This window comes from Kitasatospora sp. NPDC002543 (genome assembly GCF_053594915.1).
This window is the reverse complement of sequence record NZ_JBSFWR010000024.1, coordinates 29870-47033: the sequence shown is the minus strand read 5'-3', so window position 1 is coordinate 47033 and position 17164 is coordinate 29870. Positions and strand designations below refer to the sequence as shown.

The window sequence follows — 17164 nt, the reverse complement described above, 5'->3', positions numbered from 1 at the left end:
GTCATTCCCCTCGGGCGCTGGTGCGGGTGGCGGCGTCCGGCTCGGGCCGGCGCAGCTGGGCGCGGGCCTTGGTGCGGACCACGCCGGCCAGGTCGGCGACGTTCCGTGCGGTGAAGACCTCGCGCACCGAGACGGTGACGCCGAAGACCTCGCGGATGCGGGAGACGGTCAGCAGGGTGAGGACGGAGCTGGCGCCCAGGGCGGCCAGGTCGTCCAGGACGCCGATCCGCTCGGTGTCCAGGACCTCCTCCCAGACGGCGGTCAGCGCCCGTTCCACCGCGTTGCGGGGCGCGGTGTAGGTGCGCCGGTGGCCGGGCCTGGCGGACGGCTTGGGCAGGGCGTTGCGGTCGATCTTGCCGCTGGTGGTCTCCGGGAAGGCCGCCAGGACGAGCAGGTGCGCCGGGACCATGTACTCGGGCAGGTCGGCGGCGAGCTTCTCCCGCAGCTGCTCGGGGTCGGGTTCGCCGGCGCCGTCCGGCACGACGTACCCGGTCAGCACCGCGGACCCGGAGCCGCCGGTCTCGGCCACCACCGCGGCCTTGGCCACGCCGGGCAGCCGCAGCAGGGCGGTCTCCACCTCGCCCAGTTCGATGCGGTAGCCGCGGACCTTGACCTGGTTGTCCAGGCGTCCCATGAAGTCCAGTTCGCCGTCGGGCAGCCAGCGCACGAGGTCGCCCGTGCGGTACAGCCGTTCTCCCGGCGCGAACGCGGTGCGGACGAAGCGTTCGGCGGTCAGCTCCGGCCGGTTGAGGTAGCCGCGGGCCACGCCGAGGCCGCCGACGTACAGTTCGCCGGGCACGCCGACCGGCACCGGGCGCTGGTGCTCGTCGAGCACGTAGGTGCGGGTCCCGGCGATGGCCGAGCCGATGGACGGCAGCCGTTCGTCACTGGCGTCCCCGCGCTCGCGCAGCACGGCCGCCGTGGTCAGCACCGTGGTCTCGGTCGGGCCGTAGTGGTTGACCAGCGTGAACGGGGCGTCCGCGGGCAGCCGGCGGCGGACCACGTCCGCGCCGGTGAGCATGTAGCGCAGCGCTCCCCGGTAGACGCCGGGCTGGTCCAGCACGGACTCCAGCCGCGGCGCCGGGACGACGGCGAGCGTGATCCGGTTGGCCACGATCCACTCGGTGAGCAGGTAGGGGTCGTCGAGCGCCTCGTCGGGGACGAACCACAGGCCGGCCCCGGCGGAGAGGTTGGCCCACTGCTCCAGCACGGTCGGGTCGAAGCCCGGCGCGACCAGCTGCGAGGCCCGGTCCTCCGGTCCCACCCGGTAGTGCTCGTGGTACCACCGCATCAGGTTCAGCACGTTGCCGTGCTCGATCTGCACGCCCTTGGGCCGGCCCGTGGAGCCCGAGGTGTAGAACACGTACGCGAGGTCGCCGTGGCCGGTGCGGACCTCGGGCGGTCCGCCCGCGTCCTGGCCGTCGTCGTCCTCGACGTACAGCACCAGGCCGTCCTCGGGCACCGGGCCGTCGGCGAGCTCCCGCTGGGTGACGACGACGCGCACGGCGGCGTCGCGCAGGATGTAGTCGGCCCGGTCCGCCGGGACGGCCGGGTCCAGCGGCAGGGCGGCGGCGCCCGCCTTGAGGACGGCCAGCTGGCCGACGGTCATCTCCGGGCCGCGGCGGGTGCGCACGGCGACGACGCTGCCCGGGCGGACCCCCCACCGCACCAGACGGTGGGCGAGCGAGTCGGCCCACGCGTGCAGTTCCTCGAAGGTGAGGGTGCGGTCGCCGTTCACCAGGGCGGTCGCCCCCGGGCGCAGCCGGACCTGCTCGGCCAGCATCGCGGGCACGCTCGGGTGGTCGCGCCCGGCGGGCGGGGCCGCGGGGCCGCTCCACCGCTCGGTGACCAGCCGCCGCTCCTCCTCCGTCATCAGCGGCAGCTCGCCCAGCGTGCGGTGCGCGCCGGAGGAGAGCCCCGCCAGCAGCACCAGCACGTGCTCGGCCATCCGCTCGGCGGTGGTGCGGTCGAACAGGTCGGTGTTGTACTCCAGCCGGCAGGACAGCTCGCCGTCCCGCTCCTCGAACTCGAAGCCCAGGTCGAACATGGCGTTGATCCTGGGCAGCCGGACCTCCTCGGCCCGCAGCCCGCGCGACTCGACGGCCTGCACCCGCTTGAGCGTCACCCCCGCCTGGAACAGCGGGGTGCGGCCCGGGTCCCGCTCCGGCTGCAGCTCCTCGACCAGCCGGTCGAACGGCAGTTCCTGGTGGGTCAGGGCCTCCAGCACGGTGCGCCGGGTCCCGGCCAGGAACTCCCCGACCGTCGCCTCCGGGCGGACCTCGCCGCGCAGGACGAGGGTGTTGACGAAGTAGCCCAGCACGTTCTCCAGTTCGACCCGGTCGCGGCCGGAGACGATCGTGCCGACCGCCACGTCCCGCTGGCGGGCGTAGCGGGACAGCAGCAGCTGGACGGCCGCCACCAGCGTGCCGAACAGCGTGGTGGGCTGCTCCCGGCACAACTCGGCGAGCCGCTCGGAGAGTTCGGCGGGGACGGTGAACACGTGCTGGTCGCCGGCCGTGGTACGGACCTGCGGGCGGGGCCGGTCGGTCGGCAGCTCCAGCGGGCCGACGCCGGCCAACTGGCGCCGCCAGTAGGCCAGGTCCTCGCGCGGTCCGGCGCCGCTGCGCCGCTCCTCCTCGGCCCGCTGCCACACGGCGTAGTCCGCGTACCGCACGGGCAGCGGTGCCAGGGCCGCCGGCTCGCCGGTCGCGGCCTGCTCGTACAGGGCGCAGAACTCCCGCGCCAGCACGTCCTTGGACCAGCCGTCGGTGACGATGTGGTGCATGTCCAGCAGCAGCAGGTGCTCCCGCTCGGACAGCCGCACCAGCACCACCCGCAGCAGCGGCCCGCGGCGCAGGTCGAAGGGGCGGGCGGCGTGCTCGCGCAGCAGGGCGTCGAGCTCCCGGTCGCGCTCGGCGGCCGGGCGCGCGGACAGGTCCAGGTGCCGCACCGGCACCTGCGCGGTGTCGTGCACCCGCTGGCTCGCCCGGCCGTCGACGACGTCGAAGGTGGTGCGCAGCGCCTCGTGGCGGGCCACCAGCCCGCGCAGCGCCTCCTCGGCGCCCGCGGCGTCCAGCTCGCCGGTCAGCCGCAGGGCCAGCGGCGAGTTGTACTCGATGCCGCCCGGTTCGAACTCGTGCAGGAACCAGAGCCGCTGCTGTCCGTACGACAGCGGCAGCGGCCCGTCGAGGTCGGCCGTGCGCACCGGGCCGCCGCCGGTGCCGGAGCCGCCGAGGCGCTGGGCGAGGGCGGCCACGGTCGGGGCCTCGAAGAGGGTGCGGACGGACACCTCGTCGTCCAGCGCGGCCCGGATCCGGCTGACCAGCCGGGTGGCGAGCAGGGAGTGCCCGCCGAGGTCGAAGAAGCTGTCGTCGATGCCGATCCCGTCGACTCCCAGCACCTCGCAGAACAGCGCGTGCAGCTGCTCCTCCCGGGCGACGCGGGGTGCGCGCCGGGCCGTGGTCGGACCGAGCGCGGGCACCGGCAGCGCGGCCCGGTCGGCCTTGCCGTTGGGGGTCAGCGGCAGCTCCGTCAGCGGGACGACGGCGGCCGGGACCATGTAGTCGGGCAGCGCGGTCGCCAGGTGCTCGCGCAGCCGGGCCGGGTCGGGCTGCCGGCCGGCGGCCGCGACGGCGTAGGCCACCAGCCGTACGTCGCCCGGGCGGAGCTCCTTGGCCACCACGACGGCCTGGGCCACGTCGGCGTGCCGTTCCAGGACGGCCTCGATCTCGCCGAGTTCGATCCGGAAGCCGCGGACCTTGACCTGGTGGTCGCCGCGGCCGAGGAACTCCAGGTTGCCGTCGGCGCCCCAGCGGGCCACGTCGCCGGTGCGGTAGAGGCGCGCGCCGGGCTCGCCGGCGAAGGGGTCCGCGACGAAGCGCTCCGCGGTGAGGCCGGGGCGGCCCAGGTAGCCGTGGGCGACGCCGGCCCCGCCGATGTACAGGTCGCCGGCCACCCCGACCGGCACCGGCCGCAGCGCCGCGTCCAGGACGTGGACCCGGGTGTTGGCGACGGGCCGGCCGATGGTCGGGGCGCCGGGGCGGTCGTCGAGCCGGGCGGCGGTGGACCAGATGGTGGTCTCCGTCGGGCCGTAGAGGTTGACGACCTCGGTGCCCAGCTCCCGCATCGTCCGCGCGAGGGCGGCGGGCAGCGCCTCGCCGCCGACGGCCATCCGCAGTCCGCGCGCGGCCTCGGGCTGCTGCTCGCACAGCGCCTGCCACAGGCTGGGGGTGGCCTGCACGACGGTGGTGCCGGTGCCGGTGATCAGCTCGGCCAGGGCCCGCGGGTCGCGGGCGGTCTCGCGGTCGGCGAGCACCAGGGTGGCCCCGTGGGCCAGCGGCAGGTACAGCTCCAGGGCGGCGATGTCGAAGGCGATGGTGGTGACGGCCGTCCACACGTCGGCGGGGCCGAGCGGCAGCAGGTCGGCCATGGTGGACAGGAAGTTGGCCAGGGCCCGGCGGCCGACGACGACGCCCTTGGGCCGGCCGGTGGAGCCGGAGGTGTGGATGACGTACGCGGCCTGGTCGACGCCCGCCAGGGTGCGGCGCGCCGGCTCGACCGGCGGGGTGTCCGGCAGCGCGGCGAGTGCGCGCGCGGTGTCCGGCTCGTCCAGCAGGAGCAGCCGGGCCGGGTCGCCGGCGAGCCGTCCCGCGGCGCCGCGCTCGGTGACGACGGCGACGGGCGCGGTGTCGGACAGCACGTGGGCGATGCGCTCGGCCGGGTACTCCGGGTCGATGGGCACGTACGCCGCGCCGGTCTTGGAGACCGCGATCAGGGACGCCACCAGATCGGTGCCGCGGGGCAGCGCGAGGGCGACGAAGGCGCCGGGGGCGGCGCCCCGGTCGGCCAGGGCCCGGGCGAGCCGGTTGGCGCGGGCGTCCAGTTCGGCGTAGCTGGTGGTGCGACCGGCGTGCACCACGGCCGGTGCCTGCGGGCAGGCGCGCGCCCGTTCCTCGAAGAGGTCGGCGACGGTGCGGTCCGGCACCGGCCGGGCGGTGGCGTTCCACTCGGTCAGCACCCGCTCGCGCTCGGCGTCGTCCAGCACGTCGAAGCTGTCGAGCGCCCGCTCGGGGGCGTCGACGGCCTCGGCGAGCAGCCGGGGGAAGGCCTCGGCGAGGCGGCGCGCGGTCGGCTCGTCGAACAGCTCGCGGCTGTACTCGACGAGGACGTCCAGGCCCTGCGGGGCGCCGTCCCGGTGCTCCGGCACCACCCGCACGTGGAGGTCGTACGGCGAGCTGGTGGCGGGCACGTCCTGGGGCCGCGCGGCGAGGTCGCCGAAGGCGTCGGGGGCGGGCACCGGCCGGGCGAGGTCGAGGACGACCTGGCACAGCGGGTGCCGGTTGAGCGCCCGGTCCGGGCGCAGCGCGTCGACCAGCCACGGGAAGGGCAGCGCGCCGTGGGCGCGGGCGGCGGCGGCCGTGGCCGCGCAGGCGCGCACCAGGTCGGCGAAGCTCCCGCCGTCCGGCACGGCGGTGCGCAGCACCACGGTGTTCTCCAGCGGGCCGACCACGGCCGCCTCGTCCTGGCCGCGGCCGCTGAGCGTGGTGCCCAGCGGCAGGTCGTCGCCCGCGCCGAAGCGGCGCAGCACGGCGGCGAACGCGGCGTGCAGGACGGCGAAGGAGTCGGTGCCGGTGCGGGCGGCCAGGTCCTCGACGGCCCGGTGGCCGTCGGCGTCCAGGCGCAGGCGCAGCCGGGCGCTGCGGTAGCCGGCGACGGCCGGGCGCGGGCGGTCGGCCGGCAGCTGGAGCTGTTCGGGCGCGCCGGCCAGGGCCCCGCGCCAGAACTCCAGTTCGGTCGTGGTGACCGGGGTCGGCCGTTCGACGGTGCCGAGCGCCTCGGCCTGCCGGGCCGCCGGCCCGGCGTACTGCACGGGCCGGTCCGGTGCGGGGCTCCCGCCGCGGGCGCGGGCGGCGTAGGCGTCGGCCAGGTCGTCCAGCAGGGGCCGCCAGGACGCCTCGTCCCCGGCGATGCGGTGCAGCACCAGCAGCAGGACGTGCTCGTCGGGGGCGAGCCGGAACACCTCGGCGCGCAGCGGAACGTCCCTGGTCAGGTCGAAGGGGCGGGCCGCCGCCTCCGCCAGCTCGCGGTCCAGCCCGTCCGGGTCGGCGGGGCGCACCGCCAGGTCGGCGAACGGCTCCCGCGCGGGGCGCGGCTCCGGCCGGCAGCGGCCGTCCTGCTCGGTGTGGACGGTGCGCAGCAGGTCGTGACGGGCCAGCAGGTCGGCCAGCGCGGCTCTGAGCGCGGCCTGGTCGAGGGCGCCGACGAGCCTCGTGGCGCGGGCGAGCGTCTCTCCGGCACCGGATTCCTGGAGCCGGTTCAAGAACCACAGCCGCAGCTGGACGGGGGACAATCCGCCGGGCGTGGCGTCGGATTCCGGATAAACGCGCCGGGTGCTGTTCGTTCCTGTCACTTCCATACTCCACCGAATAAGTCGCGCGAGAAGGGAGGCAGCATTGATCAGAGAATTTCAGGGGCTGTTCACGGAGGAGTTCCCGATTCATTCCGCGTACGGCACGTCACGGCGCAGCACGCGTCCGGCGAACTGCAGGAGCGGGCCGTTCCCGGGGGCCGGGTGCGGCAGGAACCGGCCGGCGTACGGGGCTTCCGGGAGATCGGTCCGGTGGGCCGAGAAGCGGCCCCGGTCGTCGAGGTCGAGCCGGTAGCGCGCCCCGGTGTCGTCGTCGAGGTGGAGCGGTCCGCCGGCGGCGCCGGTGACGCGGTAGACCAGGGTGCCGTTGGCCCAGGTGCCGGTCAGGTCCGGTCCGCCGGGGGCGGCGGCCGGGCCCGGCCCGGGCTGTCCGGACGGGGGCGAGCCGACGTCCCGGCCCCGGGCGCGCAGCCCGTCGGTGAGCTCGCGCCACAGGGCGAGCCCGGCCGTGGAGTCGGTGACCAGGGCCAGCACGGTGCCGTCGGCCGGCTGGATCCGCAGGTTGCAGGTGGTGCCGCCGCCCATCGCGTCCAGGCCGAGCCACGGCCGGTCCGGGTCGCCGTACCGGGCCCAGCCCAGGCCGAAGCCGTCGGCGAGCCCGTACGGTTCGGCGCCCGGCGCGGGGCCCCGCATCGCCGCGACGCCCTCCTCGTCGAGCAGCGCGTCGTGCGCGGCGTCGCGCACCGCGAGGTGCAACCGGGCGAAGGCGACCAGGTCCTCGACGGTGCCGGCCAGTGCCGCCGCCGGCGCCAGGGCCGCGGGGACGAGGACCTCCACCGGCACGGCGCCCGTCGCGGTGACGGCGTGGCCGACGGCCATGGGCGGGCCGGCGGCGGTCTGCCCCAGCCCGGGCAGGTGGGCGGGGGTGATGCCGAGCGGGCGGAGCAGGAAGGTGTCCACGGCCTCGCGCCAGGTCAGTCCGGTCACGGACTCGATCAGCCGGCCGACGAGCGCGAAGCCCGCGTTGGAGTAGGAGAAGGCGCTGCCCGGCGGGAAGAGCAGGTCGGGCTTTCCGGCGGCGGCCGTGAAGCCGCGCGGCGTCCACTCCTCGCCGTCCAGGTCGCCGACCAGGCCGCTGGTGTGGCTCAGCAGGTGGCGCAGGGTCGCCGCCCCCAGACCGTTCGGCGCGGCCGCGAACTCCTCGCCGTACCGGGCGAGTTCGGCGTCCAGGTCGAGGTCGCCGTCGGCCACCAGCTGCATCGCCAGGGTTGCGGTGAACAGCTTGGTGACGGAGGCGAAGGGAAAGCGCAGCGCGGCCGCCTCCGGCCCGCCGACGTGGGCCGTCCGCACTCCCGTGTCGTCGAGCAGCGCGAGCTGGGCGTGCGGCACGCCGAAATCGGCGGCCATTCGATGGAATTCGGCGACAAGTCCCGGTGACACCAGGAACCCCCTCTACTCTGCTTTTCGCGACGGGCAGCAGACAGCCTGGAAAGCCGCGAATTCCACGGGATGCCATGGTCCGCGACTCGGGAAGATCGACTTGTTTCCCTGAAGGCTAGCACGGGGGTTTTCCGCCGGTCAGCGTCCTTAAGTCAACTGTGAAAAACGCTGGTTGGCATTCTGCGGTTGCCGGGGGCTACACACCGGAAGAGTGTCCGGAAGAGGAGATTCGTGTGGGGCCGATCACACGAGAAAAGCCCGTGGCGCGTCCGGACGGACGCGCCACGGGCCGTGACCGGGCCGGCGGACGGCTATTCGCGCAAACCGATGCCCTCCACCGGGCGGGTCCGCAGCGCGAGCTTGGTCGGCACCAGGATCGCGCCGAGCCCGATGAGCGCGGTCACCGCGACGATCCCCAGGTACAGCAGCACGGGGAAGTGCGGCACCGGCGAGCCGGTCAGCCCCAGGCTCACCGTGACCAGCGGCAGCAGCGGCACCACGGTGCCGACCACCACCGCGATGGCCACCACCATCCCGGCCTCCACCCGCATCATCCGCACCACCTGGTCCCGCGGCGCGCCCACCAGGCGCAGCAGCGAGAACTCCCGCACCCGGCCCAGGGTCGCCAGGACGAGCGTGTTGGCGACCGAGATCGCCAGGTAGCCGAAGACCAGCGCCAGCGGCAGCGCGCTGGTCAGCACCGACGACGTGGCCTGGTCCTGCTGCGCGGCCGAGAGCCCGCCCTGGTCCAGGACCTTGAGGCCCGGGTACCGGCCGGACAGGCCGCGCAGCGCCTTGGTGACCTGCCCCTTGTCGGCGCCCGGCGCGGTCTTGACGAACACCGCGTCCTCCAGCTGGCGGGTGCTGTGCGCCAGCACCGTCTCCTGCGGGAGCGTCACGTCGCCGAAGCCGAGGCCCCGGTCGTACACCGCGACCACCGTGGGCTTGATCTCGGCCCCGTCCGGGAGGTTCAGCCGCACCCGGTCGCCCACGTGCGCGCCGAGCGTGGCGGCCGCGCCGCCGCTGATGGCCGCCACGTCGCCGCGCAGGTTGTCCAGGCTGCCCTCGGTGACGCCCAGGTCCATGGTCTTCGCCACCCCGTCGGGAGTGACGCCCTGCGCCTGGTACTTGAAGATCTCCGGGGAGTCGATGACCTTCCGGGAGCCGTGCACCTGGACCCGGATCACCCCCGTGGCCGCCGCGACCCCGGGGACGGCCGCGGCCTCCTTGACCACCCCGATCGGCGGCCCGCCGGGCCCGCCCTGCAGGGTGTACTCGGCGACGATGCCCGCCTCGGCCTGGTCCGAGGCCGCCGCCGAGGTCGTCGTCGGGATGCACAGCTGCACCAGGGCGAAGCCGATCGCCAGGGTGAGCGGCCCGATGCCGGCCGCCAGCCGGCGGGCGTTGGCCCGGGTGTTGGCGACCGCCAGGTAGCCGTGCGGGCCGGTGCGCCGGCGGACCGGCCCGGACATCAGCCGGCTGGCCATGCTCACCACCGGCGGCGCCAGCATCAGCACCGCGATGATCATGACGAGCCCGCCGGTGCCCGCGCCGGCCACCGCGAAGACGCTGCCGAAGAACAGCGGCAGCAGCGACGCCCCGACGCCGAGCAGGAACAGCAGCACACCGAAGAAGGCGCGGCCCCGGCCCAGCTTCGCCGGTTCGATCTGGGCCTCGCCCATCGCCTCCACCGGCTTGATCGCCACCGCCTTGCGGGCCACCCCGACGGCGGCCGCCTCGGCGGCGATCACCGACGCGACGACGGCGACGAAACAGGGGATCGGGCCGGCGGAGAACGCGAAGTCGCCGGGCACCATGCCGATCACGCTCAGCGCGCCCATCAGCACCTTGGCCACCAGGATGCCCGGCAGGCACCCGATCACCGACGCCACCAGGGAGATGATCAGGACCTCGGCCGCCATCATCTTGTAGATCTGGCGCGGAGTGGCCGCGACGGCCCGCAGCAGGGCCAGCTCCCGGCGGCGCTGGTGCACGTTGAGGGCGAGGGTGCTGGCCACGACGATCATCGCGATCAGCACGACCGTCGCGCCCAGCGAGCCCGCCAGCTCGACCAGGTTGGACTGGGCGGAGGCCACGTCGTGGAACTCCACCTGGCTGCGGTCCTCGCCCAGGTAGGTGTCGGCGCCGGTCCCGGCCAGCTTCTTGTCGATCCGGTCCGCCACCTTGCCCGGGTCGGTGCCCGGCGCGACCAGCACCCCGACGGCGTCGATCTTGCCGGGGTGGCCGTAGAGCGTGGTCGCCTCGCCGTCGCTGAAGAACAGCGCCGCCGAGCGCAGCGGCCCGCCCTGGTCCTTCAGCGAGGCCACGCCGGTGACGGTGTACTCCCGCGCCTCCTGGGTGGTCGCCAGCCGCACCTTCTGCCCGGGCGAGACCTTCACCCGCTCGGCGAGCCGCGAGTCCAGCACCACCTCGCCCGCGCGCTGCGGCGCCTGCCCCTTGTCCAGCACGAAGGGGCCCAGCACGGAGCTGGACCAGCTGTGGCCGGCCGACGCCTGCTCACCGCCGCCGTCGTCCAGCCCGCCGTGCCCGTCCACCACCTCGGCGGGGAAGCTGACGTCCGGCACCGCCCGCTGGACGCCCTCGACGGAGGCCACCTTGTCGACCGCGTCGCTGTTCAGCGGCGCGGGCTGGAGCAGCGACTTCGACTTGGTCTTGCCGTCGGTGACCTTGAACGACTGCTTGCCGCCGACCACCACCGGGGCCCCGGCGTAGCGCTGGGTCGCCACCCCCGAGCCGAGGCCCGACTGCAGCAGGACGCCGAACGCCGTGATCAGCATCGACGCCCCGACCAGGGCGATGAACGCCCCGACGAGTCCTGCCTTGCGCTCCCGCAAGGTCATCAGGACGAGCTTGAACTCCACCTGCTACCACTCCTCGAGGCGGGTCATGCGCGCGGCCACCCGGTCGGGAGTCGGAGCTTCCATCACCTCCGCGAAGGCGCCGTCCCGCAGGAACACCACCCGCTGCGCGAAGGAGGCGGCCACCGGGTCGTGGGTCACCATGACGACGGTGTTGCCGTCCCGGTCCACGATCTCCCGCAGCAGGGCGAGCACCTGGCGGCCGGTACGGCTGTCGAGGGCGCCGGTCGGCTCGTCGGCGAAGATCACCTCGGGCCTGGTGATCAGCGCCCGGGCGACCGCCACCCGCTGCTGCTGCCCGCCGGACAGCTGCGCCGGCCGGTGCTGCAGGCGGTCGGACAGCCCGACCCGCCGGGCCACCTCCTCCAGCCAGTCCCGCTCCGCCATCCGCCCGGCCAGCATCAGCGGCAGCGTGATGTTCTCCGCCACCGTCAACGACCCCAGCAGGTTGTACGCCTGGAAGATGAATCCGACCCGCTCCCGGCGCAGCATCGTCAGCTGCGCCTCGTCCAGCGTCGCCAGATCCGTCCCGCCCAGCCACACCGAGCCCTCGGTCGGCCGGTCCAGGCCGGCCGCACAGTGCAGGAAGGTGCTCTTGCCGGCGCCCGAGGGGCCCATCACCGCGGTGAACGACCCGCGTTCGAAGTTGATGGTGAGGTCGCGCAGCGCGTAGACCTCCCCGGCGTCCCGGCCGTACCTCTTGCTGACCGATCGCAGCTCCACCGCCCAGCGGCTCTGGGGCTCCCCGGCCCCGGGCTCAGCACCAGGATGCGTGCCGCCGAACTGCTGCCTAGTGACCTCGCCGTGCGCCACCGCACGTCTCCCTTCCCGCACCACTCACGACGTACCGCACTCACGCTAGGGCGTCGGGACCCGTCAGAACCATGACGTTTACTGGAGTTCAAAAGGTGCAGCTGTCTGCCCCCCTGTTCGGGTGATGACGCACGGTCAGCACCCCGCAGTGATAGCGTGGGCGGAAACGGGCGGTTGGGGGCTTTGGCGACGATGGGTGACGATCCTCAGCGGCCGGTCCGCCGTGACGCGGACCCGCCGGTCGTGCGGCAGGAGTTCGTCGAGCGCTTCGGCCTCTCCCTGAGGTACCTCGTGACCGCCGGCGGCACCGCGCTGGTGGCCTTCCTCGGCTTCTACGCCCTCCTCGCCGTGTTCGTGCTGAGCCTGGTGGGCCCCGGGCTGGTGCTGTTACCGCTCTGCCTGGCCCGGCTCCGCCGGGTGGCCGACGCCCACCGCCGGCGCGCCGGGGAGCTGCTGGGCTGCGAGATCCCGTCCTCCTACCGCGAGTCCGGCGGGAAGGTCCTGGTCCGCGCCCAGGTGATGCTCACCGACAAGGCCACCTACACCGACCTGCTGTGGCTGTTCGCCCACGCCGTGCTGGGCACGATCGGTGCCGCGCTGGCCATAGGGCTGTGCGCGGGGACGGCCAGCTGGCTGACCATCCCGCTGTGGTGGCAGATCGTGCCCAGGCCGGCGGAGCTGATCGTCTGGAACATCGACTCGTGGGGCGCCGCGCTGGGGGCCTCCTTCGCCGGCCTGGCCTACGGCGTGCTCGCCGCCTATCTGCTGCCCTGGTACGCCCGGTTGCACGCCCTGATGACCCGGGCCCTGCTCAAGCCCCGCAAGCGCCGGACCTCGCTGGCCAAGCGCGTCGAGGAGCTGACCATCACCCGGGCCGAGGCGCTGGAGGCGCACGCCGCCGAACTGCGCCGCATCGAGCGGGACCTGCACGACGGGGCGCAGGCCGGGCTGGTGTCGGTCTCGCTGCGGCTGGCCGTGATGAAGCAGGTGCTCAAGGACAATCCCGAGAAGCTGCCCGAAATGATCGACCAGGCCCGGGACTTGACCGACCAGGCGGTGCAGTCGCTGCGCACCGCCGTCCGGTCCATCTATCCGCCGGTACTGGTCGACCACGGCCTGGCCGAGGCGGCCCGCTCCCTGGTGGCGTCCTGCCAGATCCCCACCAAGCTGGACCTCGAGTACGGCAGCAAGGGGTCCAGGGCGCCCGCCGCCGTGGAGGCCGCGGCCTACTTCGTCATCTCCGAGGCGCTGACGAACGTCGCCAAGCACAGCGGGGCCGAGGCCAGCGAGGTGCAGCTGCGCACCACCGAGAGCAGGATTCACATCGCCGTGTGGGACAACGGCAAGGGCGGGGCGAGGACCGGCCCCGGCAGCGGGATCAGCGGCATCAAGCGCCGCGTCGCCGCGTTCGACGGCGTCACCGAGCTGCACAGCCCGCCCGGTGGACCGACAGTACTTCGAGTGGAGCTTCCGTGCGGATCGTGATCGCCGAGGACAACGCCCTGCTGCGGGAGGGTCTGTCGCTCCTGCTGACCAGCGTGGGCCACGAGGTCTGCGCGACGGTGGAGGACGGGGACAGCCTGCTGCCCACGCTCCTCGAGCACCGCCCGGACATCGCCGTGCTGGACGTCCGGCTGCCGCCGACCTACCGGGACGAGGGCCTGCGCGGCGCGGTGACCGCCCGGGAGAAGCTCCCCGATCTGCCGGTGCTGGTGCTGTCCCAGTACGTCGAACACGCCTACGCCGCCCAGCTGCTGGTCCACGGCGCCTCCGGCGTGGGGTACCTGCTCAAGGACCGGGTCGGGCGGGTGGAGGAGTTCCTCCAGGCACTGGACCGGGTCGCGGGCGGCGGGGTCGCCATGGACCCGGAGGTGATCTCCCAGCTGATGGTGCGCCGGGTGCGCAACGACCCGCTGGACGCGCTCAGTTCGCGCGAGCGCGAGGTGCTCTCGCTGATGGCCGAGGGGCACGGCAACGGCGCCATCGCCAAGCTGCTGTTCATCGCCGAGACGTCCGTGAACAAGCACATCGGGAACATCTTCGTGAAGCTCGGGCTGCCGGCCGCGGACGGCGGCCACCGCCGGGTCCGCGCCGTGCTCACCTACCTGAACTCGATAGCGGCACAGGGCGATTGAGCCGGGTGCCGGCGGGAACGGGAACGGCCGGGCCCGTGGCACGGGCCCGGCCGTTCACTGCGCCGCTTCCGCCGTCTCCGGCGCTTCCGGCGCCTGCGCCGGGGCACCGGGCCCGGGCAGCGCGCGGATCGCGCCGCTGAACGTGGCCGCCAGCGCCAGCAGCACCAGGACCGCCGTGGCGGAGAGCACCGTGGCGACCGCCCCGGAGAACTCCAGCAGCGCCCCGCCCGCGACCGCGCCCAGGGCGGAGGCCGCCCCCAGGCTCACCCCGATCGCCCCGGCCAGCCGGCCGCGCATCTCGTCCGGCGTGGTCGTCATCTGGTGGGTGACGATGATCGCCGTCGCGGTCGGCGCGAGGAAGGCCACGCAGCCGAGCACCGCCCCGTACGCGTAGCCGGCGGGCAGCACCGCCAACAGCGGCACCAGGACGCTCGCCCCCCAGCTCAGCAGCGTCAGCGCGGTGTACGGCGTCAGCCGCAGCCGCAGCCGGGGCGCGGCGAGCGCGCCCAGGACGCCGCCCGCGCCCATCAGCATCCCGATCGCCCCGACCTGTCCCCCGGCCCCGGCCTGCTGCGCCATGCCGATGGCCACCAGCAGCAGCCCGCTGAAGACCGCGTTGAAGCCCATGGTGAGCCCCACCGTGACCCGCACCAGGCGGTGGGCCCACAGCCAGCGCAGACCCGCCAGGGTGTCGTGCAGCAGGCCCCCGGAGCCGGCGGCGGCGATCTGCCGCCGCGGCTCGGGCGCCCGCAGGAACAGCAGGGTGAGGAACGCGCCCAGCGAGGCCACCGCCTGGGCCGCGAACGGCAGCACCCGCATCGCGTTGTACAGCACCCCGCCGAGGCCCGGTCCGGTGATCGTGGCGACGTAGTAGCGCGCGGTGTTGCGGGACACCGCCGAGGACAGCTGCTCCCGCGGCACGACCATCGGCAGCAGGGCCTGGTCGGCGGCGCTGAACAGCGCGGTGGCCACGCCCTCGACCACGGCCACCGCCAGGATCAGGGAGAGCGGCGCCCGCCCGACGGCGATGGCGACGGCCAGCACCCCCAGGGCCAGGGCCCGCGCGGCCTCGGACGCCAGCAGCACCCGCTTGCGCGGCAACCGGTCCGCCACCGCGCCGGCCGGCAACCCCGCCAGCATCCGGGAGGCGGCGACCGCGAACTCCACCAGCGAGGCCTGGAAGACCGAGCCGGTCATCGCGATCACCAGCAGCGGGTAGGCGAACAGCGTCGCCTGGGAGCCCAGTTGGGAGATCACGTTGCTGGTCCACAGCAGGTTGTACTCGCGGTTGCGGCCCAGCGGACGGGCGGGCGTCGTCTCCTCCGCCCGCCCGTCGGACCGCGCCGCCGCCGGCTCGGTCCGCTCCCTCACCCCGAGTGTCCCGCGGGGCCGCCGGGCAGCGCGGTCCGCTCCACCGGGCGCAGCTCGGCCCAGGACAGCGCGTCCGCCATGCTCACGAACAGCTCGCGGGGCGGCACGAACGGCGCCCGGCCGTGGGCCACGCTCAGGTTGTCCACGATCAGCACGTCACCGGTGCGGCAGGTCACGTCGAGCTGGTGGTCGCGGTAGCCGGCGTGCAGCGCCTCGATGACGTCCGGGGCGATCTCCGTGCCGTCGGCGTGGAAGGTGTTGGTCGGGATGCTGCGGGGCCCGTACTCCTCCAGCAGCAGCTCGGCCAGGTCCTGGTCCAGCGAGCTGGAGTGGAAGAACGTCATGTGGTTGAACCACGTCTTCCTGCCGGTCTCCGGGTGGGTTCCCACCGCCCAGCGCACCTGCCGGGTCTGGACGTGGTCCTCGGCCAGCCACTCCACCTCGATGCCGTTGTCCGCGCAGTAGCGCCGCACCTGGTCCGGGTCCTCGGTGCCGAACGCCTGCTGCCAGGTCAGGCCCAGCCCGGGCAGGAAATTGCGCACCAGGAGGTAGCCCTCCCGGTCGAACCGCTCGACGACCTCGCGCGGCAGCGCGTCGTGGATGGCCCGGCAGTCGGCGAGCCGGTTCGCCCCGCCGACGGGGGCGCCCTGCCGGCAGAAGAAGAACAGGTAGCGCGGCACGGTGAGGTTGTAGGACTGCTCGGTGTGGAGGAAGATCTCCTCGGTCGGCGGGTGGTCCGTCGCCGTGAACACGCCGGGGTGCAGTTCGGTGCGCGGCGAGGAGCGCTCGGTGTAGTCCAGCGGCGAGCCGACGACGTGCTTGACGAAGGCGTCCAGGTCGTTCCAGTCGGCCCAGTCGTATCCACTCAGCAGTGCGGCGCCGTGCTCGACGACCCGTTCGCGGATGAACGGGCCGTGCTGGACGCCGAGTTCGGTCAGTGCGTGGCGGCCCGGGCTGGACACCCCGCAGACCAGCCCGCCGAGCCGGCGCTCCGTTTCCAGGGTGATCGCTGAGGTCATGGGAACGTGCTCCTCCTGTTGTCCGGCTCCTGCCGGATCCTTCGGTCCGTTGGGGAGGGGCGACGGCCGCCCGTTCGGCCCGCCGCCCGGCGGCGTGGTGCCGGGGTCAGTCCAGTGCCGCCCGGATCGCCTCGCCGGCCTGACGCGTCGTCAGGGTTCCGCCGAGGTCCGGCGTGCAGCGGCGCTCGGCGATGGTCCGGCGCACCGCCTGCTCCAGCGCCTGGGCCTCGCTCTTCAGCCCCCGGTCGCGCAGCATCAACGCGGCGCTCAGCACGGCGCCCGCGGGGTTGGCGAGCCCCTTGCCGACGATGTCGGGCGCGCTGCCGTGCACCGGCTCGTACAGGCCGACGCCGGTCAGCGGGTTGATGTTCGCCGAGGCGGCGGTGCCGAGCCCGCCGGCGAGCTCGGCGGTCAGGTCGCTGAGGATGTCGCCGTAGGAGTTGTTGGCGACGATCACGTCGAAGGACGTGGGGTCGTTGACGAGCTTCATCGCCGCGGCGTCCACGTACAGGTGGGTCGACTCCAGCTCGGGGTGGCGCGCGACGGCCTCCCGCCGCACCCGCTGCCACAGCCGGCCGCCGAACGGCACCGCGTTGGACTTGTCCACCACGCACACCGACCGGCGGGCGATGCCGTAGGCGTACTCGACGACCCGCGACACCCCCAGGTAGGTGCTCATCTCCTGGTCGACGGCGACCTCGTCGGGCGTGCCGCCCCGCAGGATGCCACCGACGCCGCTGTAGAGGCCCTCGGTGTTCTCGCGCACCACGACGCAGTCGATGCCGCGGCGGGACTCGTCGCGCAGCGGGCTCAGCCGGTCGTCCAGCAGGACCGCCGGGCGGTAGTTGACGAACAGGTCCAGCTCCGTGCGGAGCCTGAGCAGCACCCCGCGGGCGTAGTCGGTGCTGGTCACCCGCGGGTCGCCGACGGCGCCGAACAGCACCGTCCCGGTGCCGCGGATGAGCTCCAGCTCGTCGTCGGTCAGGGCCACGCCCTCCCGCAGCCAGCGGTCGGCGTTGATCCGGTCGAGGACGGTGAACTCCAGGTCCGCGCCGAGGGCCTGGAGCGTCTTGAGGGCCTCCTCGGTCACTTCGGGGCCTATGCCGTCACCGGGTATCACGATGATCTTCTGCACGGGAT

General features: G+C 74.2%; 9 protein-coding genes. 2 read left to right on the top strand and 7 right to left on the bottom strand.

The window, feature by feature from the left end:
- Position 1 precedes the first annotated feature (1 nt).
- The 4 genes from ACWD4P_RS13615 to ACWD4P_RS13600 form a co-directional block, all read right to left on the bottom strand.
- Entirely contained in the window at positions 2-6349 is a 6348-nt protein-coding gene (locus ACWD4P_RS13615; protein ID WP_449779709.1) for an amino acid adenylation domain-containing protein, read from the bottom strand.
- 147 nt (positions 6350-6496) lie between these two features.
- Positions 6497-7774 (bottom strand): serine hydrolase domain-containing protein, encoded by a 1278-nt coding sequence (locus ACWD4P_RS13610; RefSeq protein WP_449779708.1) that lies wholly within the window; start codon positions 7772-7774, stop codon positions 6497-6499.
- 344 nt (positions 7775-8118) lie between these two features.
- Positions 8119-10689 carry an FtsX-like permease family protein gene (locus ACWD4P_RS13605; protein ID WP_449779707.1) on the bottom strand — a complete coding sequence of 857 codons (2571 nt, stop codon included), beginning with the start codon at positions 10687-10689 and terminating at the stop codon, positions 8119-8121.
- Between the two features lie 3 nt (positions 10690-10692).
- Positions 10693-11499 (bottom strand): ABC transporter ATP-binding protein, encoded by an 807-nt coding sequence (locus tag ACWD4P_RS13600; protein WP_449779706.1) that lies wholly within the window; start codon positions 11497-11499, stop codon positions 10693-10695.
- A 192-nt stretch (positions 11500-11691) separates the two neighbouring features.
- Here ACWD4P_RS13600 and ACWD4P_RS13595 point away from each other — a divergent pair, with 192 nt between their 5' ends.
- Together ACWD4P_RS13595 and ACWD4P_RS13590 are read left to right on the top strand one after the other, a co-directional pair.
- A complete protein-coding gene (locus tag ACWD4P_RS13595; RefSeq protein WP_359816922.1) occupies positions 11692-12984 on the top strand; it encodes a sensor histidine kinase in 1293 nt (430 codons plus the stop codon).
- Positions 12972-13634 carry a response regulator transcription factor gene (locus ACWD4P_RS13590; RefSeq protein WP_359816920.1) on the top strand — a complete coding sequence of 221 codons (663 nt, stop codon included), beginning with the start codon at positions 12972-12974 and terminating at the stop codon, positions 13632-13634. The genes ACWD4P_RS13595 and ACWD4P_RS13590 overlap by 13 nt, the downstream gene beginning before the upstream one ends.
- A gap of 54 nt (positions 13635-13688) precedes the next feature.
- Here the strand turns inward: ACWD4P_RS13590 and ACWD4P_RS13585 are convergent, their stop codons facing one another.
- The 3 genes from ACWD4P_RS13585 to ACWD4P_RS13575 all read right to left on the bottom strand — a co-directional run bounded on the left by ACWD4P_RS13585 (position 13689) and on the right by ACWD4P_RS13575 (position 17159).
- Positions 13689-15005, bottom strand: a complete 1317-nt coding sequence (locus ACWD4P_RS13585; RefSeq protein WP_449779705.1) for an MFS transporter — start codon at positions 15003-15005, stop codon at positions 13689-13691.
- Complete coding sequence (locus ACWD4P_RS13580; RefSeq protein ID WP_359816916.1) at positions 15002-16024, bottom strand: TauD/TfdA family dioxygenase; 1023 nt, start codon at positions 16022-16024, stop codon at positions 15002-15004. Before ACWD4P_RS13580 ends, ACWD4P_RS13585 begins: the two co-directional genes overlap by 4 nt.
- Positions 16025-16130: 106 nt before the next feature.
- The gene (locus tag ACWD4P_RS13575; protein ID WP_359816914.1) at positions 16131-17159 is read right to left on the bottom strand and encodes an isocitrate/isopropylmalate dehydrogenase family protein; all 1029 of its coding nucleotides are present in this window, start codon (positions 17157-17159) and stop codon (positions 16131-16133) included.
- Between the last annotated feature and the right edge of the window lie 5 nt (positions 17160-17164).

What these genes read in the sequence shown, in the direction of transcription:
- ACWD4P_RS13610 (WP_449779708.1), bottom strand. Translation starts at nt 7,774, where the DNA reads ATGGCCGCCGATTTCGGCGTGCCGCACGCCCAGCTCGCGCTGCTCGAC.
- ACWD4P_RS13595 (WP_359816922.1), top strand. Translation starts at nt 11,692, where the DNA reads ATGGGTGACGATCCTCAGCGGCCGGTCCGCCGTGACGCGGACCCGCCG.
- ACWD4P_RS13580 (WP_359816916.1), bottom strand. Translation starts at nt 16,024, where the DNA reads ATGACCTCAGCGATCACCCTGGAAACGGAGCGCCGGCTCGGCGGGCTG.